We start from the raw sequence: 24996 nt of genomic DNA on the forward strand, positions 1-24996 counted from the left end.
CTATCGCTTCACAAACTTCTTAACAGACCAGCCTTCCTTATTTTTTATCCGCAACAGGTACATGCCCGATGCCAATCCCGCAAGATCAAAGGTAAGTCCCGAACCTTCACGGAGAGACTTCAGCTTAATTTCCCTCCCTGAAAGGTCAGCAACACTTACCGCCACAGGCTCTGCTGTCAGTGCAACACGCAGCCGGTCGTAAGCCGGATTGGGATATGCATAAGTATTCCCGGGCGTTCCGGCCAGTTCGAAGGTATTGCCTGCGGTAACCAGCCATTGCTCAGGGTCAACACTCACGCTGTCAATAATAAAACCGGGATAAATCATCCAGGTCTGATTATTATGCATGTGATCAAATACTATTGTTGTATCCCTGTTTCCTCCATTGAACCGGATGGGTACCGGCAGTTCGAAGAACTGAACCGAAGGATGGGACTGCTGCTGCGTCAGTGCAATTTCGTAATCCTCCCACGCCAGCCGGGTACACCTGACATGCCAGGATGGAAATCCCTCACCATAGAGCCAGTCGTCGAAGAACCAGGTAAGATCCCGTCCATGCATGGCTTCCAGATGGAATTTCAGGTCCGTGGTTCCGGCAAAGCTGAACCTCAATGCAGGATCATTCAGGTAGTTCCGGCAGGCCTGAAAAAACGATTCGTCGCCCATAATCCGGCGCAGCATATGCAGCAGCAATGCCCCCTTGTAATAACTGAGTCTCGGGCTGAAAAGCCTTTCCACATTGGCAGTATCTTCGCAAAACACACTACCTCCCGGTTCGGAGGTGACATATTCGATGGCCTGCGATTTCCAGAAAGGCCAGTAATACCCGTCGAAAAAGTACTGGTACGACATCCCGGCAAGGTAAGTGGCAAACCCCTCGTTCAGCCAGATATCCTGCCAGGAGTTCAGCGTGATGGTATTACCGAACCACTGATGGGCCAGTTCATGCGCAATGATCTCGTAATCGAAGCGTCCCATAAACGACATGGTCTGGTGTTCCATTCCGCCGCCCCATCCGAACTGGGCGTGTCCGTATTTTTCAGCGGCAAAAGGATACATCCCGAACAGATCACTGAATAGCTCCATAATCATGGCCGTTTGCGCCGTATACTGCATGGTCTGCGCCAGGGTCTCCGGGTAAACGTAATTCTGAATCAGCACAGGAATGCCTGCGGGATATGCGGTTTCGTCATAGAGCTCGTAATTGGTCACAGCTACGGCAATCAGGTAAGGCACAATGGGGTAACGGTGTTTCCAGTGGCAGGTGCGGATGTGGTTGTCCACCTCATCCCCCACCAGCAGTCCGTTTGAAGCTGTGCGGTATATATCCGGCGATCTCACGATGACATCAATGGAGTCGGCCTTGTCGGTCAGGTCATTTTTCCCCGGCCACCAGTCGCGGCAGCCATAAGGTTCTGAAAGCGTCCAGAATGCCGGAATCCCGGCGTGCTCCCCCCGGCCCACCGATCCGAATCCGTCACCCGAAGGTGGAATGCCATGATAAAACACTTCCACTTCCAGTATTTCTCCCCGCTGAGTTTCGGCAGGCAGGCTGATCAGCAGGTTGTAATCCCCGCTGTGCTGAAATCCTGCAGCCTCGCCATTGCAGAGCACCGAATCAACCGTAAGCGCGGTGCTCAGCTCCATCCTCAGCCCGTCCGAAGCCTCTCCGGTCAGGATCAGCCTTGTCAGCACCTCCCCTTTAATCGGCTCAAGCGCAGGATCAATATCGAGGATAAACCTGAGGTAGTCCACATCGTAATTCCAGGCTTGCTGCTCCCGGTTTTCAACAACCTGCCGTTTCAGCAGGGTTGGCCTGCTGCAGCAGTGATCCACTCCCGAGCCAATAATTACCTGAGCCTGCCCCAAACCGGCACCCAGGCTCAGGAACATCGATAAAACAAGGACAGGTATACGGTATTTTTTCATGGTGTAAAGCGGAACAGAATGTAAAATTAACCATAATCCCGGCATGTTCCCATATCTCAGCAGCAATTGTCCGGAATCCGTTGACCATCAACCTGATTTTTCCTATCCCGGATATATGCATGACGATAACATTTAAACCGGTGAGTCAAATGATCTCCGGTCTGTTGATGAAATTTTACCATCTTTGCAAAAGTTTACCCGTGCTATGTTATTGTTCAGGAATACAAATCACCTTGTTTTCAATCTGCTCGCAACAGGAATGCTGGCCATAATAGCCTGTGCCAATCCGGTAGCACCGACAGGAGGTCCAAAAGACACTACCCCGCCGGAAATTATCCGGTCTGTACCCGAAAACCAGAGTGTCAATTTTAACAGCGACAGGGTGACAATCACGTTCAGCGAATTTGTCAACCTGAAAGACATCAACACACAGCTGATGGTATCGCCGCCCCTATCGGAACAGCCTGATTTTGTGATGAAGGGCAAAACCCTGACCATGAAATTCAGGGAGGCCCTGAAAGAAAACACGACATACAATTTCTTTTTCGGCGATGCCATCGTTGATATTACCGAGTCTAACCCTGTTCCGGGCTATAGCTTCACTTTTTCAACCGGCCCAGTGATAGACTCGCTGTCAATGAGCGGCAAAGTGCTGAATGCTTTTACTTTACAGCCTGTCAAGGGTGCCTTCGTTATGCTTTATGACAGCATCAGCGATTCCATCCCTTATAAAATACGGCCTTACTATGTGGCCCGGACAAGCGAATCCGGTGAATTCAGGCTCAACAACCTGCGTGGCAACAGATACCTGATGTTTGCGCTTACGGATATTAATTCCAATTACATCTACGATATGCCAACCGAGGATATCGGATTTTCCGACACCCTGGTTGAACCGGATATTCCGGCAATAAAACTACCTGAACTTGGTCCGGGAAGTGAGGAAGTGCCCCTGGATACATTAAAAGCCGATTCTGCAGACGTTAAACCCATTCAATCGGTGCCCGACACCGTTCATCAGGAGCGGGGTGATTCCCTGGCCGTAACGGCCCCTGCCGTAAAGGTCTCGCCCGTAAAGAATTACCTGATTTATCAGTTCCGCGAAACCGACACGATACAACGCCTGCTGAAAGGAACGGTAATCAGGGAGAATGTGGCAGGCCTCTATTTCCGGCAACCGGTCAGGGATGTGCACATTAAGCCTCTTGATCCTCCATTGGAAGGAGCGTGGAACCTCACCGGATACAATGCCACCCGTGACACGCTTACCCTATGGATTCCCGGTTCAGGAACGGACAGCCTGATGGTAGAGATATCGGACAACGGGATAGTACTTGATACGCTCGACCTTGCTTTAAAGCCTGCTGCGCGGACCACCGGAAAAGACAAGGGTGCGGTCGCAAAGAAAAAGTCACTGGAAATGCGCCCAAACCTGGTTTCATCAAAAATCAAACCCGGCAGACCGTTAATCCTGTCCATCGCCGATCCGGTAAAAGAAGCGGATCTTTCACGGATCAGGCTTTATCACGATAGTCTGGAAGTTAAACCTGTCATTGCATTCTCCGATTCCCTGAAAACCCGTTTAAACATCAGCCATGCCTGGAAGGAAGCAGAATCCTATCTGCTGGAGGTAAACGACAGCGCCCTGATCAGCGTATTCGGCCTGGCCAACGACAGTACTGCCTACAAATTTAAAGCGATGAGTGAAGCAGAAACCGGTTTTATAAAAATCAATATTACGGTTCCTGATCAGGAGAAAAGCTATATCATCCAGCTTCTGGGCGATAAGGAAAGTATACTTGAGCAACACCGCATTACCGGCAACGCCACCCTTGAGTTCAAATACCTCCTGCCAAAAAAATACCGCTTTAAAGCAATTCATGACCTGAATAACAACGGCAGGTGGGATACCGGAAATTACCTCAGAAAACTTCAGCCGGAACCTGTATCCTATTTCTCCAAGGAAATTGAACTCAGGGCCAACTGGACAATGGAAGAAGACTGGAGTTTGGAATAGCCGGAAAATTCAATGTATTCCCCGGGAAACAACAATCCGGAAAAGATGAATAAACATCTCCTCCGGATTGCATCAGGGTAAACTGAATAATTTATTCTGCTGATTATCCGTTACATTTATCAATGCACTGAACAATCTCAGTAAGTGCAGAAGCTTTGACCGAGTAATGAATTTGCTTGCCTTCGCGCTTGGAAAGAAGAACACCCTTACTTTTCAGTATGTTGAGGTGATGAGAAGCGGCAGCCTGTTCAATTTTCAGGTATTCATAGATCTCGGTTACACTCAGTTTCTTTTTTTCGTTTAGCAGATCAATGATCGCGATCCGCATCGGATGTGCAATAGCACGTAACTTGCTGGCAGCAGCCTCAAGTTTTACGATGTCCAGAACTATTTCTTTTGCCATAATTTTATGGATTAAATTTTTCGCAAAGATACATAAATAATCTGCAATAAAAAGTATATGTTACGTATGTAATTTGTTTTATTCAAATAGTGTGGTAAAGCCGAAGGTATTACCATCAAACAGCCCTTTGTCGCTCAGTTTGAGTGCAGGGATCACCAGCAAAGCCATAAAAGAAAGTGTCATAAACGGTGCATCCAGCGAAGATCCGAGATTTCTGACTTTGCGGTTGATCATCTTATAGTTTTCAGCTACGGTATAACCATCCTCAGCCGACATGATTCCTGCCACGGGGAGCGGCAGAATCAGTCCATCATCCGCCTGTGTATCAGGCCCCTCCACACAGGCTATTCCACCGCTGGCCTCAACCAGCATATTCACAGCCCTTACAATGGAAGCATCGTCGGCACCCACCGCGATGATGTTGTGGCTGTCGTGGGCAACCGTAGAGGCAATGGCCCCTCTTTTCAGGCCGAAGCCGGAGACAAAATCCATGGCCGGCTCAGCCGGACTGTAGCGGTTCATGACGATCATCTTCAGAATATCCCGCTTAGGATCACTGACAACCATACCATCCGAAATACTTGCGGCAACTACTTTTTTCTCCGTAATCAGCTGTCCGGCCAATGCCTGCTGAACTTTTATCCGTCCGGATACAGCTTCAATCGACAGCATACCGGGTGAAAGTGTCATGGCATTGAAAGCGTTCGGCGACTCCTCCTTAACCCGATCAATCAATGATTTACCATGTTCTGCAACCTTGATGCCATCCACAAAGGTTGCCAGAACGTTGAACTGCTCAGGATGATCAATGATAATAAAGTCAGCCTTATCCCCGGGCTGCAGCAGTCCGGCATCCAGTCCGTAATGCCTTACCGGATTGAGCGTACAGGCGCGCAGTACATCCATCAATTCATAACCCGACTTCAGTGCCCTTTTGATCAGCAGATTGATATGCCCGTTGATCAGATCGTCAGGATGTTTATCATCGGAGCAGAACATAATCATTTCCGGATAATCTTTGATCAGGCCGATCAACTCATCAAAATTCCGGGCGGCACTGCCTTCGCGGATCAGGATCTTCATACCTGCCCTGATCTTGTCAAGGGCTTCTTCACGCGAAAAACACTCGTGATCGGTCGAAATACCGGCGGCAGCATACCGGCGGGCATCTTCGCCCAACACTCCGGGGGCATGCCCGTCAACAGGCTTTCCGTATTTTGCGGCAGCGGCCAGCTTTGCCATTACTTCCCCATCCTGGTGAAGGACACCCGGGAAATTCATCATCTCGGCAAGATACAGTATCTCAGGCCATGAAAGCATCTCCTCCACTTCTGCCGGACCAAGGCAGGCGCCGGAGGTTTCGAATCCGGTAGCCGGCACACAGGATGGCGCGCCGAAAAAGAACCTGAAGGGCACTTTCTTACCATTGCGAATCATGAATTTTACACCCTCCATGCCGAGGACATTGGCAATCTCATGCGGGTCCGACACCGTTGCCGTGGTGCCATGAACCACTGCCAGGCGCGCAAATTCTGATGGCAGGAGCATGGAACTTTCAATATGTACATGGGCATCGATCAGGCCCGGAAGAATATACCGGTCTCCGGCAACTGAAACACGTTCTATGGCAGCAATGCGACCGTTTTCAACGATCAACTCTCCGGGGAAAATGGTGCCCGAAACCACATCTGTTACCTGACCGCTTATCCTGTATGACGCTGAGTTCACTTCCATATTTACACCCGATAACTACTTATCAATTATTTATAAACCAATACTTTCCGACCATTCAGTTAAAAATGCAGCAACTGACTCCGGAAAGAGAAAGGGCTATTCTGCATCATTAAGGCTTTTATAAACCGGGATGATTTCAATATCCTGGTTGCGAAGTTCAGTCCTGGCCTTTTCAAGATCGTCGGTGAAACCAAGCAAAAACCCGCCACCACCTGAGCCGCAGAGTTTCAGGTAATATGAATGCGTCTCCAGACCATATTGCCAGATCTTCCGGAATGCTTCCGGAATCATCGGCTCGAGGTTGTCATACAGAAAACGGGATAAGTCACGCAGGGTATCGAAAAACCGCCGGGTTTCCCCTTTTATCAGGCTTTTAATGCAGGCATCATTCAGCGGAATCATTTCTTCCCTTACCCGCGTCATAAAGTCATCAAGTTTACACCTGTCGAGAAATATATTGACCAGGGGACCTGTCTTACCGGGGCTTCCGGTATTGATGAGGAAAATAGCCCCTTTTTTATCGTGCTTGTTTCTGGGAATGCCCACCATGCAGACATCTTTCCGGTTGTGGATCAGCAAAGGGTGTTTGATGTAACAATTCAGGGGATCCATTCCTGAACTGGTTCCATGGAAATAGGTTTCCATCTGGGAGAATATCTCGCGGAGTTTAAGCACCTCATGTTTTGGCAGGCGCCGGTTTCCCGGGATATGATCCCTCACATACCTTTCGTATAGCGCTGCTACCAGGGCACCCGAACTGCCGACCCCATACCCCTGGGGAATGGTGGATTCAAAATAGAGGCTCTCCGCAATATCCTTCTCGAAAGCATCAACATCAAAATCACACAGCAAGGTGCCGTTTTCCTTAAGGCTCCGGAGATAGGAAGCGTACTCCTTCAGCAAACGGTTCGAACTGACGGCAAAATCGTAATCTGTATACTTATCCTGCTTGATAAAACTAAGCTCTCCCCTGAAATGTGTATAGGGAATGGTGAGCCCCATAGAATCGCACAGGATACTGTATTCGCCGAAAAGAAGGATTTTAGCATAAAAAATCCCGGTCTTGTTTTTCATCTTTATCTGCAGGTTAATTGTTTAGGCCCTTCCCCTACTGAATCTTCTATCACTTTTTCATTGAAGCAATACAATTTAAGACTTTTGATAAGGGAAGCAATGCGTTCAGTCTCTTCTTCCGGATAAAGCAGATGAATGTTCGGCCCTGCATCGAGGGTAAAACAAACCTTTGCGCCCGTTTGTTTTCTGAATTCTTCTGTTTTGTTGATTATCAACAATGTGTTGGGATGCATTAAAATAAACCAGGGGTCAGAAGCAAGCATCATGGCATGCAGGCTCAGGGCTTCATTTTCAACAATCCTGGCAAATACCTGCCAGTCCCCCGACTTCAGTGCAACCAGTAATTCTGAAAGATTTCTCCCGGCCTGGGCAAATCTTGATTCAGCAAAAGGATGGCCATTCATAAGGCCATGCCCGACACTGCTCGAAACTTTCTTTTCTCCCGGATCCACAATCAGAATAGCATCTCTCAGGCCTGAAAACAAAGGGTGAGGATCGAAATGGAGCGGTACAGCATATTCATCCGACGAGCCGGGCACATCATGATGCCTGCCCCATACAGTAATTCCTCCGTAAACAGAACGGCAAGCACTACCGGAGCCAAGGCGGGCAATGGAGGATGCTTTCTCATAAAAACCCGGAGCACCGGCTTCCTTGTCTTGAAACTGCGCCTCAAGCGCACAAAGGCAGAGCGCCAGTGCACTCATCCCCGAAGCGGAGGAAGCTATGCCGGCAGAATGCGGAAAACTGTTTCCGCTTTCTATGGAGAGTTTTACATCAGGCAAATATTGGAAATGACTGGCTACTGATTTAAGGAAAGTATTGATCCTCGATGAAAAGGGCAGATTAAGTTCCCCTTCAAACCGGAATTCCGCCTCAGGGCCTGAGCCGGGAGTATCAAGCCGGGACGCAGCCACCCGGGTCACCGTGTAGGCATTGCTCAGCGTAATGCTGAGGGACGCGTTGGCTGGCAATTGCCCGCCAAGTTTGCCCCAATACTTGATCAACGCGATGTTGGAAGGACTCTTCCAGCAAGCCGACAAACCTTCGGCCGGAATATCTTTAGTGCTGTATGTCATATCGCCGCCTTTCATTTACCGGGTGTCAGATCAGTCGATTTTACCAGACTGCGGAAGGGGAAAACAACTTCCAGCCCTTTCGCTGCAAAATACCTTTTTACATATTCATTTCCTGATGCTGTTGCTGCCATAATAAAATCACCCCCCCAGGCACCGAGCGATTTAATGCTTCCCTGAAAGTCCTGAAAGAGTTGCTCTTTAATGGTAACCTGGCCCAGGACAGATGACATTATCTGTTCATGTCTGTCAATCAGCGTTGAGAACTCCTCAAAATTATTGCACCTGACAATTTTATCCGATAAAGATGTAACTTCATCCGTCTCTTTCTGAAACCCGGAAGCCTTCTTTTTTCTGAACTCATAAACTTCGCGGGAAGAATCCTGTTTACGACCAAGGTAAATCAGATACAACTGATCTGTAAATGACGGGGTAAAACTAACCTGCCTTATATCAGGAATTCCGTTGTTCAGCCTGAAAAGAACCGGCTTATCATGCAGCGCGCAGGCTACATCGTAACCTGAACCATCTGAAACGGCCCGGTGCAGGCTGAAAGCATCCACATTGGCCATCCGGGCAATCAGGGCAATCAGGGTCGAACTGCTTCCCAGGCCCCAATAGCGGTCGAAATCAAGTGTAGTTATAACCTGAATACCGTCAGCATCAGAAAGAAAACTGCGGTTAAGGGTCCTTGTTGCTTTCAATAACGCGGTAAGCCAGGCGGCCGCTTTTTCATCCGATGAGGCTATAATCTCAAGATCCGGAAGTTTAATCCTCGCTGTAAACCAGGTACCTGACGGATCCCCGGCCTCCCAGTGAAGGATACCGGGCTCAGCGCCCCGGCCAACCCGAATACTCTGGCCAACTGTTAATGGCACCGCCAATGACAACGCCCCGTACATTACAAGGTATTCACAGGTAATCAGTAATTTACCATTTGCATATCCCGAATACGGAGCTGACATAACCTAATTTTTCACGTGACCGTTTCGGATTGAACTCAGAAATCCGGCAACAGCATTATGGGAAACTTTATGATGCTTGAAATATTCCACCGCCAGCAACTTTTCACTTTCACCGGCATTGAACATATTCAGAATATTTAACAGGTGCATTTTCATATGCCCTATCTGTATTCCTTTGGTTGTCAATGATTTTATTGCGCCAAAGTTATTGGCAAGTCCGATCACTGAAGCGATCTGCATCAACTCGGGGGCGGAAGGATTGCCCAGCAGATGAAGTGAGAACCGGGCCATGGGATGCAGGGAAGTCAACCCGCCCACAGTTCCTATTGCAATCGGCAATGTTAGGCTGTAGTGGAAACGACCTCCTTCAACCTTGATTTCCGTAAGACTGCGATACTGTCCGTCGCGGGCAGCCCAGGCGTGTCCGCAGGCCTCAATGGCCCTGAAATCGTTGCCGGTGGCCAGTGTCACAGCGTCAACACCATTGAAAATTCCTTTGTTGTGGGTGGCCGCACGGTGAACATCAACCCGGGCAATCTGTACAGCCTTTTCAAATTTCCAGACAAAATCTTCCGCAGTAAGACTGTCATCGATGTCGGCAAAATCCTTGACATCACATTCCACCCAGGTTCTGACCGTACATTCCGGCGTGTAGTTAGAAAGGATGGACATGATCACCTGTAAAGGTTCTCCTTCAAAAAGACCGCTGTCATTCACAAAAGCCCTCAGTCCGGAAGCATACTCTTCGAGACAGGAGTTGATGAAATTGGCCCCCATGGAGTCGCGGGTATCAAACTTTACCGATAACTGATAATAATCCTGAAGCTTTGAAGTCATATCAATCAACTCCATATCCAGTACACCCCCGCCCCTCTTTTGCATGTTCGCGGTAATGGGGAATGTACGCTGCAACAATTGATCCTTCAGCTGAGGGAACAATTCTTTTAACCGCCCGAATTCTCCCTTCCAGATAAAATGAACCTGACCGTTCTTGACAGTTGACAGAATTTCGGAGTGAAAACCTCCCTTTTCGGCCCAGTATTTGGCACTGTTCGCCGCTGCAGCAATCACTGAACTCTCCTCAATCACCATCGGAACCATCATAATGTTTCCGTTGATCATCACATTAGGGGCGACGCCATAAGGAAAGAAATAATTGGTAAGGGTGTTCTCGCTGAATTCATCAAACATCTTTTGCACCGAAGCATCCTGATGCCAGAACGACTTCAGCTCTGAGATGATGTGCTCACCGTTGGGCATCTGTGCGGCAATGAATGAGAGTTTCAGGTCCTTGGTCAGCTTCGAAAAGCCGGATATAAATTTTTTTTCAATCATTGTGTACAACTTTCAGAATTAGGTTGAAATCAGCCCGAACAATCAACAAAAATATAAATAAGCGACCGTTTTGATGACATTGTAAACGTGATCTTTTCAACAGTTCCGTTCAAATAACAACATATTTAAACCGGCACTTACACAATTTGTTCAATATTCGCGCATATACATTAAACAATAAAAAATCAAAAAATCACCCTGACGGATTTCATGACAAGGCATACAGCGATCCTGAACATATTCTGTTTACGGAAAGTTGTTTAATTATATTCTGCGATCCTTATGAACAAAAGTAAGGGTACTCCGGCAACCATTCAATCAGAAAAATGTTGTATTATTGAAGAATCATATTGCCTCTCAAACATTATGACCCTGTTTGTTAACAACGTTGAATTTCATCTCTTTGGCGGAGCAAAGGCCATAGATGCAGTAAGGGCTTATTACAGGGCCCTGGAGCATGACATTCCGCGTCCGCTTCCGGTGATATTTGATAACTTCGGCAATACCATAGAGCCTGACGGCGGACTCACCCCGATGCAGAGAATTTATTTGGTTGAATTTCAAAATTATAACGATGAAAATGAAAGGTTTTAGCCGGATTGCACTTTTAATATTTCTCCTGACCACAAGTATAATTTCACAGGCTGTTGCCGTCAGCGACACAACCACGGTAGTGATTCTGTCGGTAAATGACATGCACGCCAAGATTGACAATTTTCCGCGGTTTAAAGCGATGGTTGACAGCATCAGGCAGGCCGAAAAATACGTGCTCCTGCTGTCTGCCGGGGATATTTTCACCGGAAACCCGGTGGTTGACCAATTCCCTGAAAAAGGACAGCCCATCATAGAGCTGATGAACCGGACAGGCTTTTCTGCCAGTGCAGTGGGTAACCATGAATTTGACTACGGGCAGGAAATGCTTGCCAGGCGAATGAATGAAGCGCATTTCCCTTTCCTGAGTGCAAATATCCTGCCTGACTCATCAAGTCCTGTAAGCTTTAAACCCTATGTGATCATTACCCTTGAGAATGGCATCAGAATAGGAATCCTGAGCCTTATCCAGGTCAATGATGCCGGTCTTCCGGATACGCATCCCAGCAGATTGGAAGGACTTTCTTTTCCCGACGGATTAAAAGTGGCACCGTCTTATGCATCATTGCGCGACAGTTGTGATGTCTTTATTGCACTTACGCATCTGGGCTATGAAACCGACATTGAACTGGCCGGCATCCTCCCCTCGCTCGACCTCATCCTGGGTGGGCACTCCCATACCCTGGTTAAGACCCCGGCCGTGTTTAATGATGTATTGATCATGCAGGCCGGATCGGGGCTTCGCTATTTAACCAAAACCACCCTGAAACTTTACGACAAAAAACTGGTAAGCAGGCATGCGGAAACACTCAGCATACCGGCATTTACCAAAACCGACGAAGAATTGGAACAACTGATCCTGCAATACAATGACAACAAAGAGTTGAATGAAGTGATCGGCACAGCCCTGAGCGACATCCGCGGCAGTGATGAATTAGGCAGCATGATGACAGATGCCATGGCAGCCATCGCACCGATCGAAATTGCCTTTCAGAACAATGGCGGCATACGCGTTGATAATTTCCCTGAGGGGGATATCACCATTAAAAATGTTTATCAGCTCGACCCTTTCGGGAACGAAATAATCCTTTTTTACCTGACCCCCGCCGAAATCAGATCGCTGATCCTGAATGCATATAACCGTGAACGCGCCATCGACCTTCAGACATCGGGCATCATTTATACCGTGCTCACCGATGCAGCAGGCAACGGACTTGAAGTGGAGTTCAGGCTGCCTGACGGCGCTGCACCGGATGAGGAAAAAGCATACGCCACAGGCATCAGCAGCTATATCGCCAGCAGTTATCAGTTTGACCACAAGGATGAAGGAACCTCTCTTTATACCATTACCGCGCAATCGCTGATCAATTATATCAGAAACAAAAAAGCCCTTGATTACAAGGGCGTTAAAAGAGCTTTCGTGAAATCAGCGGATTAAGCCTTTTAAGCGTCTTACCACTTTTCTTCAACCTTGATAACCGGAGGCTGCATTCCCGCTTTCAGGCTGTTTATCAATTCATTAATCTGCGTATTCACCTGTTCAAGGTAAGTGTCCCACAAGGGGGAATACATGGAGTCATTTTTATCCATCCATTTCTCAATCGGGAAACGCGACGACTGTCTCAGTGTCATATCAGTAATGGTATAACGGTATCTTCCGGGCTTAAACTCAAGTTTGAGCACATAATTAACGATGCCCGCAATCAATTTATCTCCCTCAGCATCGTTCAGAATCTCTAACCGGTGATTGATCTCTATCACCCCGCTTTCACGGTTACGCACCCTGCAGGCATCAGCCGGGTTTTTATATTGTGTATTGATCCATTCGATACACCGGATATAAAGTTCATCTGCAGTTCCTGCCTGTTGAACAACTTCCTGATAGGTTATCAGTTGCGTATCCTTATCAACCGGATAAGCGGAAACGGGTTCCTGTGCATTGACTGCTGAAAAGACAAACAGCAGACCAAATAATGATGAAAAAATAAGTTTTATCTTCATGGCAAAACCTGTTTTTAAGAGAACAACGGTTTATCTCTGATTGTGAATTATCATTACAAAGATAGGCAATAATTATTGAGGACCTGTTGAATTCGTCAGGGCATTAATGCAGAAACCCCGCTGGCGCGGGGTTCCTGTAATAGCAATAAGGGTTGAATCTTAGTACATTCCGCCCATGCCGCCCATGCCCGGATTTGGCATGGCAGGCTCTTTTTCTTCTTTGATATCGGCGAGCACGCACTCGGTAGTGAGGAGCATACCGGCAATCGAAGCGGCATTTTCCAGTGCTACGCGGGCTACCTTGGTGGGATCGATTACCCCTGCCTGGAAGAGTTTCTCGTAAACTTCAGTGCGGGCGTTAAATCCATAATCATCCTTACCTTCACGTACTTTCTGAACAATTACTGAACCTTCGAGACCAGCGTTTTCAACGATCTGACGAAGCGGTTCTTCAAGCGCACGTTTAACAATTGCAATACCGATTTCTTCGTCTTCATTTTCGCCTTTCAGATCATCAAGCATGGGGATTGCCCTGATATAAGCGACGCCCCCACCCGGGATAATCCCTTCTTCAATGGCTGCGCGGGTTGCATGCAGTGCATCGTCGAACCGGTCTTTCTTTTCCTTCATCTCGACTTCGCTGGCAGCACCCACATAAATTACCGCAACACCACCGGCCAGTTTAGCCAGTCGCTCCTGAAGCTTCTCACGGTCGTAGTCGGAAGTGGTGGTTTCAATCTGTGCCTTGATCATGGCAACACGTGCCTTGATGTTGTCAACATCGCCGCGACCACTTACAATCGTCGTATTTTCTTTATCAACGGTAATCTTATCGGCCTGGCCAAGGTATGAGAGGTCAGCGTCCTCCAGCCTGTAACCTTTTTCCTCAGAGATAACGGTACCACCGGTCAGCACGGCAATATCCTCAAGCATTTCCTTACGGCGGTCACCGAAGCCCGGAGCCTTAACGGCGGCAATCTTCAGCGAGCCACGGATCTTGTTTACAACAAGCGTAGCCAGCGCTTCACCGTCAACATCCTCGGCAATGATCAGCAACGGACGGCCGGTCTGAACGGTTTTCTCAAGAATCGGCAGGAAATCCTTCATTACCGAGATCTTTTTGTCATAGATCAGGATAAACGGATTTTCATAAACAGCCTCCATCTTCTCGGTATCGGTGATAAAATACGGAGAAATATAACCCCTGTCGAACTGCATACCTTCAACCACCTTAACGGTAGTTTCAATACCCTTGGCCTCTTCGATGGTGATAACGCCTTCTTTCTTCACCTTATTCATAGCTTCGGCAATCTTTTCACCGATAAAACTGTCGTTGTTGGCTGAAATGGTTGCAACCTGGGTAATCTTTTCGCTTCCTTCCTCAATCCTGATCGACTGGGTTTTCAGGAACTCAACGACTTTTACAACAGCCTTGTCAACGCCGCGCTTCAGGTCCATCGGATTGGCACCTGCGGTAACGTTCTTCATTCCGGTAGTAACAATGGATTGTGCCAGAACGGTGGCGGTTGTGGTTCCATCACCTGCAACATCAGCGGTTTTGGAAGCTACTTCCTTAACCATCTGGGCGCCCATATTCTGGATACCATCTTTCAGTTCAACTTCTTTTGCTACGGTAACACCGTCCTTGGTTACTACCGGTGCACCGTAGGCTTTATCTATAATAACATTGCGGCCTTTGGGACCAAGGGTAACCTTTACTGCATTGGCCAGCGCGTCAACACCCTTTTTAAGTTCTTCGCGGGCTTCAATATTGAAAATAATCTGTTTTGCCATTGTTTGATATTTTTAAATTAATTCACTGAGTAATTAAATAATTGCAACAATATCCGATTCACGCATGATGAGGTAGTCACTCCCATCAACGGTAATTTCGGTGCCTGCATATTTTCCGTAAAGAACGAGATCCCCGACTTTTACTGTAAGTGGTTCATCTTTCTTGCCAGTCCCCACTGCCACAACAGTCCCGCGCTGGGGCTTTTCCTTTGCGGTATCAGGGATAATAATACCACCGGCGGTTTTCTGTTCTGCTTCTGCCGGCTTTATCAGAACACGGTCAGCTAATGGTCTTACATTCACTTGTGTCATTGCTGTTATTTTTTAAGGTTACACATTAACATGTTTGCAACGCCTTTTGACACAATTTGTGCCAAAGTATTCCCTTCCTCCTCTTTCCCTTATCCGTTTCGTGATGACAGAAAGGTATTATGCCTGATTTTCAGCACTAACAGGGAATTTTACCATTTTATGACGGTGGTATAATCAGAATTTATTCCGGCACAGTCAAAAAAAAATGTCAGATTGCAATGACAATCTGACATTTTTTATCGAAAGGTTTTTGACGCTTATTCAGCCGGAGGAGCCTGAAAATCCTCAACCGGTGCGGATTGCTCGTTGATCAGCTGACGCAGTTCAGTATCTGTGGAACGCGATACGTTGACATTGCGGGGAATTACAAATATGGAGAAAAGACTGAGAACCAGCAGGATAATGGCCAGCGTCCAGGTTGTTTTCTCCAGAAAGTCAGCAGTTTTACGAACGCCCATAAACTGGTTTGATGATGCGAAATTGGAGGCAAGTCCCCCGCCCTTTGAATTCTGAACCAGTACTACAAGACTCAGTAACACGCAAGCGATGAGGATAAGCACCGAAACTAAAATATAAGCTCCCATTGTAAGTTTGTATTATTAACGTTAAATTCAACCGTTTGACAGGTTTTCCTGTATTTTCTCAATTTGGGCTGCAAAGTAAGCACTTTTTTCCGGATTATTCAAACTTAATTTACGATATATTTTTATCGCCTTTTCCGGATTCCCCTGCTGCAACTGAATACGGGCAAGTGTCTCTGAAACAATCTCTTCATGATCAACAGAACTTTGCTTTGCCTTATCCACCGGATTGAAGAAATCCTTCTTTGGCTGGCTGATCCTGGGCTGGTTACGGATAAACTTGTCTATCAACTCGCTGTTTCCTGATGAAGACAGCGTAAATCCACGGACTGACGAGCGATCCTGACTGTCAGGATGATCCCCGCGTCCAATTTCCATTTCAAGATCATACGTATTCATTTCCATTCCTGCCAGCAAAAGATCATCGGGGAACTTCTCCTCATCCTGTGGCCTACGCTCAGCATCTTCATGCAGCTGAGCACCATGATCTTCAATTTCCGCTGTGGCAGCGAGCGCTGAATCAACAATATCCTTGGGGCTATCCTCATCAGCCGGAGACGACTCCTCAGAGGGTTTATCACGCGCGCCAAGGGCTATTTCGGCCAGGCGACGCGCAACAATCTGCTGAAGATGGCGCAGATGAGCTTCTTCATCATCCGGCGTCGGCAGACTCTTGCTTTCTACTGAAAACTGAACTTTTCCCTCATCAGGCATTTCAACATCCGGCGATTCAGCATCACTGGCATGAATGTCTTCCAAAGGAATTTCCATGAACGATTCCGGGATAACTTCTGCCTGCACCGGCATTTCCGCAACTTCGGTTTCAACGGTCTTTTCAGCATGTGCTGACTCTATGTGCGGAATTGAAGATGCATTTTCCTTCAGGGTGACGGCCGATTCCGACACCCGGTGCATCAGCTTTCTCAGTATGCCACGGTCTCCGGCATACGCAGCCGCTATTTTCAACTGAGAATTATACCGGATACTTTCGGTTTTTCGCATATTCGCCACCAGCATCATCTGGGCGATCTGAAAATAAGGCATTTCACGCGCAAGCTGCTCCATTGCCGGGAGGCTTTCATGATCCAGCAAAGCAGGATCAGCCAGGAACGACTCGAACAGGGATGGCCTCATGCTTGTTACCAGTTTACCACAGCTTTGTTAAAAATATCTTCAACCAGCGCTTCCGTAATCTTGCTGATCAGGTCGGCTTCCACCGCGTTCAGGTTCAGGCTGCTGCTGTAATCCTCAAAACGGGTGAAATTTGTTTCAAAGCTATCCTTTGCATTGAACTTATTGGTATACCTGACGTTGACCGTAACTTTCAGGCGGATCAGCGCCGCTGTCTGCTGACCGGTAATTGCAACCGGCTCTGTTGAATATCCTGTAATCTCTCCTTCAAAATGCAGATCGCCACCCCTGGGAATCAGGGCAAGGTTGGTTTGTGAAGAAAACCTGTCGCGCAAAGCATCGGTGAATGTCTGACTCAGGCTCGGCTGAACAAGTTCGGCCTTATTCGGAAACAACGATATTGAAACCGTTTTTGCCTCAGGAGGAATTGAGGCACCGGTAAAAGAGTAAACGCCGCATGACTGCAACGCTGCGACCGTTGCAGCAAGTGTAAGGCAAATCGCCACTCTCCTGACCATCTGAAACATATCAATCAAATTAACGGATGTCGTATTCCTTTATTTTACGGTAAAGCGTCCTTTCGGAAATCCCCAGTTCCTTTGCGGCATTCTTTCGCTTACCTCCATGCTTTTCAATGGCCTTGCGGATCATGTCGATTTCCTTCTTCTGAAGTGAAAGGGATTCGTCCATAACCTCCGGGGCGTAGAAGGTATCAAGCACTATCGGCTCAGTATGGGGATCAGCCTCCTCTTCGTGCAACCGTTGTCCTGCCTTGTCAATTTCCTTGTAAAGCTGGGTGATGATCGGCTGATGCTCGCGCTTCAGCTCATGACTGATCTCCCCCTGGTCAATGATATCAACAACAAGCTTTTTCAGTTCATTGATATCGCGCTTCATGTCAAACAGCACTTTGTAGAGCAATTCACGTTCCGAGAAATCCCCGCCCTGAGGCTCCTTACCATACAGCACAGGGAGGTCCCTGTTCTCTGATGGCAGATACTTCTGCAGAATCGCGCCGGTAATCAGTCGGCTTTGCTCAATGATTGAGATCTGCTCGGTAATATTCTTCAGCTGGCGGATATTTCCCTGCCAGCGGTAATTCATCAGCATCTGCCTGGCCGAATCATCAAGTTCCAGGGCGGGCATGCGGTATTTCTCGGCAAAATCAGCAGCGAATTTTCTGAACAGCAATACCACATCTTCTTTTCGCTCACGTAAAGGCGGAATGTAAACAGGCACAGTGTTCAACCTGTAGTAGAGATCCTGCCTGAACCTGCCTTTGCTGATGGCATCCGGGATATCAACGTTGGTGGCAGCCACAACCCTTACATCTGTCTTGATCACCTTTGAAGAACCTACTTTAATGAATTCGCCGGTTTCCAGCACGCGCAACAAACGTACCTGCGTGGAAAGAGGCAGCTCGGCAACTTCATCCAGAAAAATGGTTCCCCCGTTTACAACTTCAAAATATCCCTTGCGGGATTCATGGGCCCCGGTGAATGACCCCTTTTCATGTCCAAACAATTCAGAATCAATGGTTCCCTCCGGAATAGCGCCGCAGTTAACGGCGATATAAGGGCCATGTTTACGCGCGCTCAGATTGTGAATTATCTGCGGAAAAACCTCTTTACCTACCCCGCTCTCGCCGTTTATCAGCACGGTAATGTCAGTACCGGCAACCTGCCTCGCTATATCAATGGCCCGGTCGAGCAAAGGGGAGTGCCCGATAATTCCGAACCGTTGTTTGATCGACTGTATATCCATTATTTTTTAACATCTTGTTAATTCAATGCAAAGTTAGTAATTCGCACGCACCTTATGCCAATGCTTATGCAAAAAACTGACATTTTGTCAATACAACTCAGATTATCAGGCAGCCGTTCAGCCGGAGTTGTCACCGGTTGTCAACGATGGCAATTACTTGTTCATCGGCATGCTATTATTAAGACAAGCGTGCCGTTATTATCTTTTAAAGGCTGACGGCTAGCTAAGCTCAGATACAGTTAATTATAAGCCTGGCTAACCATAAGCGCAGGGTTTAACACTGCAGGCGGATTCATTCGTTATCAAACGGAAGGAGATTGCATGTGTCAGATCCGATTATAGCAGCAGCGAACTGCCATTAAGCAGAATCAGAATCCATTAAGCAAAAAAAACAATTATATAACAAACAGATCAGTCTCCCCCGGATTATCCGCAAAACGGAGAAAGTCCCTCAAAACCTTACCTGCGATTACCTGCGCACCCTGGCGCCGGTTTCCGTTTCAAGCGCCGCGGCCAGACGATCCATAAATTTATCAATCTCCTTGTCGGTCAGGGTTTTGGTTTCATCCTGAAGGATAAAGCTGATGGCGTATGATTTTTTGCCGGCCTCTATTTTATCGCCCTCGTAAACATCAAAGAGGTTAACTTTTTTTAGCAACTGCTTACCTGTCCTGAAAGCAACAGCCTCCAGATCAGCATATTTCACTGATTTATCAAGCACGAGCGCCAGATCGCGTCGAACCTCGGGGAATCTGGATACCTCGCTGTAGCTGACCGAATGATTCCGGATAACTCCGATAAGGTTATCCCAGTGGATACCCGCATAAAACACAGGCTGACCAATCCCGAACTGCTTCAGTAATTTGACATGAAGACGCCCGATACAATAAATGGCTTTCCCGTTCAGCGTATAAACACTCCCTGCTGTAAAAAAGGGCGGCAGGCTTTCAGCAACCTGAAGTCGCCGCTGATCGATGCCTGTTTTTGCCAGCAAAGCGGTGACGTATGAACGCAACTGATAAAAATCCGCTGAACTTTCGCTGTTGTACCAGCTTTCGGGCACCAACCGTCCTGTTACAAAAAGGGCAAGCAGTTTCTGCTCGCGGTAGCTCCTGACAATATCTCCCTTTACATTGGCACCGGTTTGCTCATATACAGTCCCGAATTCGTAAAATTTAAGATTCAGCTGCCTGCGGTTCAGGTTATAGGCTACCGATTCAAGGCCACTGAAAAGCAGGGTTTGCCGCATAACATCAAGTTCACGCGAAAGCGGATTAAGCATCTTCACACACTTTTCCGGGTCAAACCATGCACCGCCTTCATAGTAAGCCGAGCTGCTCAGCGAATTGGTCATGATCTCATTAAATCCATTACTACTCAGGTAATCTGCGACCAGGTTCTGCAACTTCTCCCTGTCAGGGCGCTGATGATACGAAATGCTCGAATTCAGTTTATCTCCGGCTTCAATTTTATTGTATCCGTATATGCGGAGGATTTCTTCAATGACATCTGCAATGCCGAAAACATCTACTTTAAACGGAGGAATGTCAAGTTCCAGCCCCCCGGCAGATTCTGAAACAATTCCGATCTCAAGTCCTTTGAGAATGACTTTGATGTCCGCTTCCGGAATTTCCTGTCCGGTAAACCGGTTTACATAGTCATAAGACAGGTTGATTCTGCGATGAATCACAGGTTCAGGATAGACATCAACCACCCCTGTTGATATTTCACCCCCGCATATCTCCTTAATTAGCAATGCAGCCCTTTTCAAAGCTGTTACGGTGATTTCAGGGTCGGTACCCCGCTCAAACCTGAAGGAGGCATCGGTCTTCAGCATATGCAGTTTCGAGGTCTTCCTGACAGATACGGGATTGAAACAGGCACTCTCAAGAAAAACGGCAGTAGTTGAACCGCTCACGCCTGATCTGATGCCGCCAAAAACGCCTGCGATACACATTGGTTCCGAGGAACTGCAGATCATCAGATCTTCAGCGCCCAATTTACGTTCAACTTCATCAAGGGTAACAAACGGAGTGCCTTCAGGCATTTTCCTTACCACAACGGTATTGCCCGCTATCTGCGCAGCGTCGAAAGCATGCAGGGGCTGGCCATATTCAAACAAAACATAGTTGGTGACATCCACCACATTGTTGACCGGTCTTACGCCGATGGCTTTCAGACGGTCGGCAAGCCAGGCCGGCGATGGACCGACCTTTATCCCTGAAACGGTGATCCCCGAGTATCTGGGGCAGGCCATGGCATCTTCCACAATAACAGCAACCGGCAGATTGTTGTTATCGGGTTTAAATCCACTGACATCCGGTTTTCTGACTCCGGCGGTGCGATGTTCCGGATGCCTGGCGGTAAGGGCCGCAGCCAGATCCCTTGCCACGCCCAGGTGCGATGCGGCATCCGCCCTGTTGGGTGTCAGTCCGATCTCGAATACTACATCATTGGTCACCCCGAAATATTCTGCTGCAGGAATACCAATCTTTACATCAGATGGCAGAACCATGATTCCGTCGTGAGAATCACCAACGCCCAGTTCATCTTCGGCACATATCATTCCTTCGGATACCTCACCGCGTATTTTCGATTTCCTGATTTCAAAAGACTCATCCCCTTTATGGATGATTGTACCTGTTGTAGCAACCACCACCTTCTGACCGGCGGCCACATTGGGTGCTCCGCAAACAATATGAAGCAGATCGGCCCCTCCCACATCAACGGTCGTAACACTGAGCTTATCCGCGTTGGGATGACGCTCACAGGTAATCACTTCACCGGTTACTACCCCTTTCAATCCGCCTTTCAGCGATTCAAACGTCTCAACAGCCTCCACTTCAAGTCCGATATCGGTGAGCAGATGCGAAAGTTCTTCAATGGAAAGGTTTGTATCAAGGTAATCTCTGAGCCAGTTGTATGAAATCTTCATAAGGCGAAAAAATTTGAAGCGACAAAGGTAGGGAATTTTGGGTTGAAGCCGGAGGTTGAGGTTAAGGCTTGGGTTAAGGTTAAGAAGATAAATATGGTCATGTTTATCAAAAAAGTTTCTGGTCTATGCTTGTTTATGGCCTGGCGAGAGATCCCGGCTAAGAAATCCAATCCAAAATGGATTCCTCAAATAATCTTTAATCAGCTAATCCGCTAATCATCAAATCACCTAATCAACTAATCTTCCCCCAGTCAAATTCACTGCTTTGCAGGTGTTTCACCATTGGCTGGTTTTCAGGTCTTTCGAGCTTGGGATCCTCATCCAGGGTGCGGTAAGCAAGTTCCCTTGCCAGCCGGAGCAGTTTCTCATCTTTCACGAGACTGGCAAGTTTCAGTCCGACCAGCCCGCTTTGTTGTGTGCCCTGCAAATCACCGGGTCCGCGCAAATGAAGGTCTACCTCGGCGATCTCAAAGCCGTCAGTGGTGCGCACCATGGTTTCGAGGCGCTTCCTGCCGTCAATGGTAAGTTTATAACTACTCATCAGGATACAGTGCGACTGATCGGCGCCCCGGCCGACGCGTCCGCGAAGCTGGTGGAGTTGGGAAAGCCCGAAGCGTTCTGCATTTTCTATAACCATCACCGATGCATTGGGCACATCTACCCCGACCTCAATCACAGTGGTGGCCACCATAATCTGGGTCTTTTTCTCCAGAAAGCGTTTCATCTCACTTTCTTTCTCTGCAGCCTTCAGTTGGCCATGAACAATACTGATCTGATATTCAGGCAGGGGGAAATACCTGGAAACGGTATCCATCCCATCCATAAGGTCCTGAAGCTCCAGTTTATCCGATTCGTTGATAATGGGGTAAACCACATATACCTGCCGGCCCTGGCTTATCTGTTCCTTCATAAACCGGAATACTTTCAGCCGGTCTTTTTCGTAGAAATGATAAGTCTTCACCGGTTTCCTGCCGGGGGGCAATTCATCAATAACCGAAACATCCAGATCGCCGTAAAGGGTCATTGCCAGGGTTCGCGGAATGGGAGTGGCGGTCATTACCAGCACATGGGGCGGTATTGCACTTTTCTCCCAGAGCCTGGCCCGCTGGGCGACCCCAAAGCGGTGCTGCTCATCAATCACAACCAATCCAAGGTTATTAAACTGCACCTGCTCCTCGATCAGGGCATGTGTCCCGATAAGTATCTGCAACCGCCCATCCTGCAAACGGGTATGCAGATCAGCACGCAACGCCTTACGGGTAGATCCGGTAAGCAGGGCGACTTCAACAGTTAAACCCTGCAGCATCCGGCTGATTGTTTTATAGTGCTGCGAAGCCAGAATTTCGGTCGGTGCCATCAGGCATGCCTGACAGTCATTATCCAGGGCTATCAGCATGCTCATCAGCGCTACAAGAGTTTTTCCGCTCCCCACATCCCCCTGCAGTAACCGGTTCATCTGTTTCCCGCTACCCAGGTCTGCCCTGATCTCCCTGATTACCTTTTTCTGGGCGTTGGTAAGTTCGAACGGAAGGTTATTGCGATAAAATGAGTTAAAAAACTCCCCGATTTTGACAAAAGAACGGCTTTTAACCTTATCCATTCTAATGTACTTAAGTCGGAGCAGCTGCAACTGAATAAAGAAAAGCTCATCAAACTTGATCCTTTCCTGTGATTTTGCCAGGCTTTGCGGATCTCGGGGAAAATGTATATTGAACAATGCCTCAGCCCTGGATATTAACTTCGCCTGACGTATTAACTGCGGACTCAATGTTTCAGGTATGGCTTGATATACCTGCGACAATAAAGTCCGCATAATCCTGACGAAATTCCTGGGCGTGAAGCCCCGGCTCTTTAATTTCTCCGAAGTTGAATAGTAAGGCTGAAGAGGCTCCTGATGAACCTGTATCTCCTCATCGGCGGGCTCAATATCGGGATGGGTAAAATTGTACTTACCCTGAAAAAGGTTTGGCTTGCCAAAAACGATATATTCCCGGCCAACCTGAACTTTTTCCCTGATCCATTTCAATCCCTGAAAAAAAACAAGTTCGGTCTCTCCGCTGCTGTCGCGAAAAGTCATAACCAACCTGGAAACCCTCTCCGAGCCAACAGACTGTATGGCAGTTATCCGGCCTTTGAGCTGTACCCAGGCGGCATCGGAGTCTATCTCCCTTACAGTATAAAATTTGCTCCTGTCAACATAGCGGAAAGGATAATAATGCAACAGATCTCCAAAGGTCCTGATTTCAATCTCCTTCCGCAGCATTTCAGCCCGCGAAGGGCCAATGCCTTTCAGATATTCAACCGGTGTATCGAGGATATGCCTGACCATGCTTTTTCCAATGCTGCTGTATGACAAAGATACAAATTACCGGCAATCCCGGAAAATGAAACGCCCTGTCGGGAAGACAGGGCGTTTCATTTCTTAGAGTAATAAGGGAACTAAAATTCCCATAGATTGTGTTCAAACATAAACAGATCGTTTTTCACCCGTTCTGCTTCCATCAGTGCATCGATGCCGGTAGCATAGTCTGATATCCTGCGGTCGTAAACGTTGTCCTCTTTGTAGATATAACTGGTGAACATCCGTTTCCAGAAAATATCGTCATAGGTTTTCCGGGCAGCACTGTTATTGCGGTTAAACACCTCGGCTTTTGCCAGAACTGGCCTTGCCTCCGGGAAGTAGATCCAGAACAAAGGATCATAAGCCCTGAATAAGCCCTTCTCATCATAGTTATCCCGTACCGGGCATATTCCCAGAATCCGGACTTCCATCACGGAGCGCTGCTTATCAAAGAACCAGTCCTCTTTAATCCTGAACCGCTTAACATCGGAAGGGTTAAACTTGACCGAAATCACCGTATCATACCAGTCATAAGGCGGATATGGCCTTTGCATGGTAGCTGAGTCGGTACGTTCCAGCCGGTTCATGATTTCCTGATAAGTCAGGGGAACCAGAAACTCATCGGTGGTGCTTGATGCATCATAAGCGGTGATGGTACCTTCCTTGAGGGCGTCAAGTATAACCTGAACCAGGCTCCTGAGGTCATTGTGGGGAACTTCAGGATAATAGAACGGCTGGTTCATCTTCTCACGAAGGTCAATCACACGCCATATCCTCTTACGCCATACCACGTCAGCTTCACGAACCCATGGATAGGTAATGGGCTTTTTCTCAATGGTGACTTTCTTATCGTAAACACCATCGCGCGGAGGGCTGTCGAGCACCTGGGCATCAGCTGATTTTGCAAGACCGGCCATGACAAGGGCCAGAACAAAATAACCAAATAATTTTTTCATCCGTCTTTACTTTATTTTCGGTTTTCAGACTGGATTTTGCTGACAAACCGGATTCAA

At 47.8% G+C, this 24996-nt stretch carries 20 protein-coding genes; 3 read left to right on the forward strand and 17 right to left on the reverse strand.

What is annotated here, in order from left to right; genetic code table 11:
• A complete protein-coding gene (locus TBC1_RS07880; protein ID WP_172668854.1) occupies positions 1–1929 on the reverse strand; it encodes a M1 family aminopeptidase in 1929 nt (642 codons plus the stop codon).
• Positions 1930–2113: 184 nt separating this feature from the next.
• Here TBC1_RS07880 and TBC1_RS07885 point away from each other — a divergent pair, with 184 nt between their 5' ends.
• Positions 2114–3946: an Ig-like domain-containing protein gene (locus TBC1_RS07885; RefSeq protein ID WP_137305524.1), complete on the forward strand. Its 1833-nt coding sequence runs from the start codon at positions 2114–2116 to the stop codon at positions 3944–3946.
• 103 nt (positions 3947–4049) lie between these two features.
• Here TBC1_RS07885 and TBC1_RS07890 read toward each other — a convergent pair whose 3' ends face one another.
• From TBC1_RS07890 to TBC1_RS07915, 6 genes are all read right to left on the reverse strand, one after another.
• On the reverse strand, positions 4050–4349 hold the full coding sequence (locus TBC1_RS07890) for an ArsR/SmtB family transcription factor (protein ID WP_062040489.1): 300 nt from the start codon (positions 4347–4349) through the stop codon (positions 4050–4052).
• Positions 4350–4427: 78 nt separating this feature from the next.
• The gene (gene ade, locus TBC1_RS07895) at positions 4428–6083 is read right to left on the reverse strand and encodes an adenine deaminase (protein ID WP_062040492.1); all 1656 of its coding nucleotides are present in this window, start codon (positions 6081–6083) and stop codon (positions 4428–4430) included.
• A 96-nt stretch (positions 6084–6179) separates the two neighbouring features.
• Positions 6180–7157 carry a mevalonate kinase family protein gene (locus tag TBC1_RS07900; protein WP_062040495.1) on the reverse strand — a complete coding sequence of 326 codons (978 nt, stop codon included), beginning with the start codon at positions 7155–7157 and terminating at the stop codon, positions 6180–6182.
• Between the two features lie 2 nt (positions 7158–7159).
• Positions 7160–8236: a diphosphomevalonate/mevalonate 3,5-bisphosphate decarboxylase family protein gene (locus TBC1_RS07905; RefSeq protein ID WP_062042885.1), complete on the reverse strand. Its 1077-nt coding sequence runs from the start codon at positions 8234–8236 to the stop codon at positions 7160–7162.
• 11 nt (positions 8237–8247) lie between these two features.
• A complete protein-coding gene (locus tag TBC1_RS07910; RefSeq protein WP_062040497.1) occupies positions 8248–9198 on the reverse strand; it encodes a GYDIA family GHMP kinase in 951 nt (316 codons plus the stop codon).
• A gap of 3 nt (positions 9199–9201) precedes the next feature.
• Complete coding sequence (locus TBC1_RS07915) at positions 9202–10533, reverse strand: hydroxymethylglutaryl-CoA reductase (protein WP_062040500.1); 1332 nt, start codon at positions 10531–10533, stop codon at positions 9202–9204.
• 282 nt (positions 10534–10815) lie between these two features.
• Between TBC1_RS07915 and TBC1_RS07920 the strand changes: the two genes are divergently transcribed.
• Both TBC1_RS07920 and TBC1_RS07925 read left to right on the forward strand, forming a co-directional pair.
• Positions 10816–11127 (forward strand): hypothetical protein, encoded by a 312-nt coding sequence (locus tag TBC1_RS07920; protein ID WP_062040503.1) that lies wholly within the window; start codon positions 10816–10818, stop codon positions 11125–11127.
• Positions 11108–12562 (forward strand): bifunctional metallophosphatase/5'-nucleotidase, encoded by a 1455-nt coding sequence (locus TBC1_RS07925; RefSeq protein ID WP_062040509.1) that lies wholly within the window; start codon positions 11108–11110, stop codon positions 12560–12562. Before TBC1_RS07920 ends, TBC1_RS07925 begins: the two co-directional genes overlap by 20 nt.
• Positions 12563–12576: 14 nt before the next feature.
• Here TBC1_RS07925 and TBC1_RS07930 read toward each other — a convergent pair whose 3' ends face one another.
• The 10 genes from TBC1_RS07930 to porN all read right to left on the reverse strand — a co-directional run bounded on the left by TBC1_RS07930 (position 12577) and on the right by porN (position 24939).
• Positions 12577–13125 (reverse strand): DUF4468 domain-containing protein, encoded by a 549-nt coding sequence (locus TBC1_RS07930; protein WP_062040512.1) that lies wholly within the window; start codon positions 13123–13125, stop codon positions 12577–12579.
• 159 nt (positions 13126–13284) lie between these two features.
• Positions 13285–14919: a chaperonin GroEL gene (gene groL, locus TBC1_RS07935; RefSeq protein ID WP_062040515.1), complete on the reverse strand. Its 1635-nt coding sequence runs from the start codon at positions 14917–14919 to the stop codon at positions 13285–13287.
• Positions 14920–14952: 33 nt separating this feature from the next.
• Positions 14953–15222, reverse strand: coding sequence for a co-chaperone GroES (locus TBC1_RS07940; RefSeq protein ID WP_201781679.1), 270 nt, complete (start codon positions 15220–15222; stop codon positions 14953–14955).
• A 266-nt stretch (positions 15223–15488) separates the two neighbouring features.
• Positions 15489–15815, reverse strand: coding sequence for a preprotein translocase subunit SecG (gene secG / locus TBC1_RS07945; protein WP_062040521.1), 327 nt, complete (start codon positions 15813–15815; stop codon positions 15489–15491).
• A 27-nt stretch (positions 15816–15842) separates the two neighbouring features.
• A complete protein-coding gene (locus TBC1_RS07950; RefSeq protein WP_062040524.1) occupies positions 15843–16946 on the reverse strand; it encodes a hypothetical protein in 1104 nt (367 codons plus the stop codon).
• Positions 16947–16951: 5 nt separating this feature from the next.
• A complete protein-coding gene (locus tag TBC1_RS07955; protein WP_236695645.1) occupies positions 16952–17470 on the reverse strand; it encodes an LptE family protein in 519 nt (172 codons plus the stop codon).
• Between the two features lie 10 nt (positions 17471–17480).
• The gene (locus tag TBC1_RS07960) at positions 17481–18707 is read right to left on the reverse strand and encodes a sigma-54 interaction domain-containing protein (RefSeq protein WP_062040527.1); all 1227 of its coding nucleotides are present in this window, start codon (positions 18705–18707) and stop codon (positions 17481–17483) included.
• 469 nt (positions 18708–19176) lie between these two features.
• A complete protein-coding gene (gene pheT / locus TBC1_RS07965) occupies positions 19177–21642 on the reverse strand; it encodes a phenylalanine--tRNA ligase subunit beta (protein ID WP_062040530.1) in 2466 nt (821 codons plus the stop codon).
• Positions 21643–21874: 232 nt separating this feature from the next.
• Positions 21875–23971 (reverse strand): ATP-dependent DNA helicase RecG, encoded by a 2097-nt coding sequence (recG, locus tag TBC1_RS07970; protein WP_062040533.1) that lies wholly within the window; start codon positions 23969–23971, stop codon positions 21875–21877.
• A gap of 110 nt (positions 23972–24081) precedes the next feature.
• A complete protein-coding gene (gene porN, locus TBC1_RS07975) occupies positions 24082–24939 on the reverse strand; it encodes a type IX secretion system ring subunit PorN/GldN (protein WP_062040535.1) in 858 nt (285 codons plus the stop codon).
• Between the last annotated feature and the right edge of the window lie 57 nt (positions 24940–24996).

The sequence above is a fragment of the Lentimicrobium saccharophilum genome, assembly GCF_001192835.1.
Taxonomy (GTDB): domain Bacteria; phylum Bacteroidota; class Bacteroidia; order Bacteroidales; family Lentimicrobiaceae; genus Lentimicrobium; species Lentimicrobium saccharophilum.

Coding starts and splice junctions, on each gene's coding strand:
- TBC1_RS07880 (WP_172668854.1), bottom strand. CDS start 1,929: ATGAAAAAATACCGTATACCTGTCCTTGTTTTATCGATGTTCCTGAGC.
- TBC1_RS07890 (WP_062040489.1), bottom strand. CDS start 4,349: ATGGCAAAAGAAATAGTTCTGGACATCGTAAAACTTGAGGCTGCTGCC.
- ade (WP_062040492.1), bottom strand. CDS start 6,083: ATGGAAGTGAACTCAGCGTCATACAGGATAAGCGGTCAGGTAACAGAT.
- TBC1_RS07900 (WP_062040495.1), bottom strand. CDS start 7,157: ATGAAAAACAAGACCGGGATTTTTTATGCTAAAATCCTTCTTTTCGGC.
- TBC1_RS07905 (WP_062042885.1), bottom strand. CDS start 8,236: ATGACATACAGCACTAAAGATATTCCGGCCGAAGGTTTGTCGGCTTGC.
- TBC1_RS07910 (WP_062040497.1), bottom strand. CDS start 9,198: ATGTCAGCTCCGTATTCGGGATATGCAAATGGTAAATTACTGATTACC.
- TBC1_RS07915 (WP_062040500.1), bottom strand. CDS start 10,533: ATGATTGAAAAAAAATTTATATCCGGCTTTTCGAAGCTGACCAAGGAC.
- TBC1_RS07920 (WP_062040503.1), top strand. CDS start 10,816: ATGAACAAAAGTAAGGGTACTCCGGCAACCATTCAATCAGAAAAATGT.
- TBC1_RS07925 (WP_062040509.1), top strand. CDS start 11,108: ATGAAAATGAAAGGTTTTAGCCGGATTGCACTTTTAATATTTCTCCTG.
- TBC1_RS07930 (WP_062040512.1), bottom strand. CDS start 13,125: ATGAAGATAAAACTTATTTTTTCATCATTATTTGGTCTGCTGTTTGTC.
- groL (WP_062040515.1), bottom strand. CDS start 14,919: ATGGCAAAACAGATTATTTTCAATATTGAAGCCCGCGAAGAACTTAAA.
- secG (WP_062040521.1), bottom strand. CDS start 15,815: ATGGGAGCTTATATTTTAGTTTCGGTGCTTATCCTCATCGCTTGCGTG.
- TBC1_RS07950 (WP_062040524.1), bottom strand. CDS start 16,946: ATGAGGCCATCCCTGTTCGAGTCGTTCCTGGCTGATCCTGCTTTGCTG.
- TBC1_RS07955 (WP_236695645.1), bottom strand. CDS start 17,470: ATGTTTCAGATGGTCAGGAGAGTGGCGATTTGCCTTACACTTGCTGCA.
- TBC1_RS07960 (WP_062040527.1), bottom strand. CDS start 18,707: ATGGATATACAGTCGATCAAACAACGGTTCGGAATTATCGGGCACTCC.
- pheT (WP_062040530.1), bottom strand. CDS start 21,642: ATGAAGATTTCATACAACTGGCTCAGAGATTACCTTGATACAAACCTT.
- recG (WP_062040533.1), bottom strand. CDS start 23,971: ATGGTCAGGCATATCCTCGATACACCGGTTGAATATCTGAAAGGCATT.
- porN (WP_062040535.1), bottom strand. CDS start 24,939: ATGAAAAAATTATTTGGTTATTTTGTTCTGGCCCTTGTCATGGCCGGT.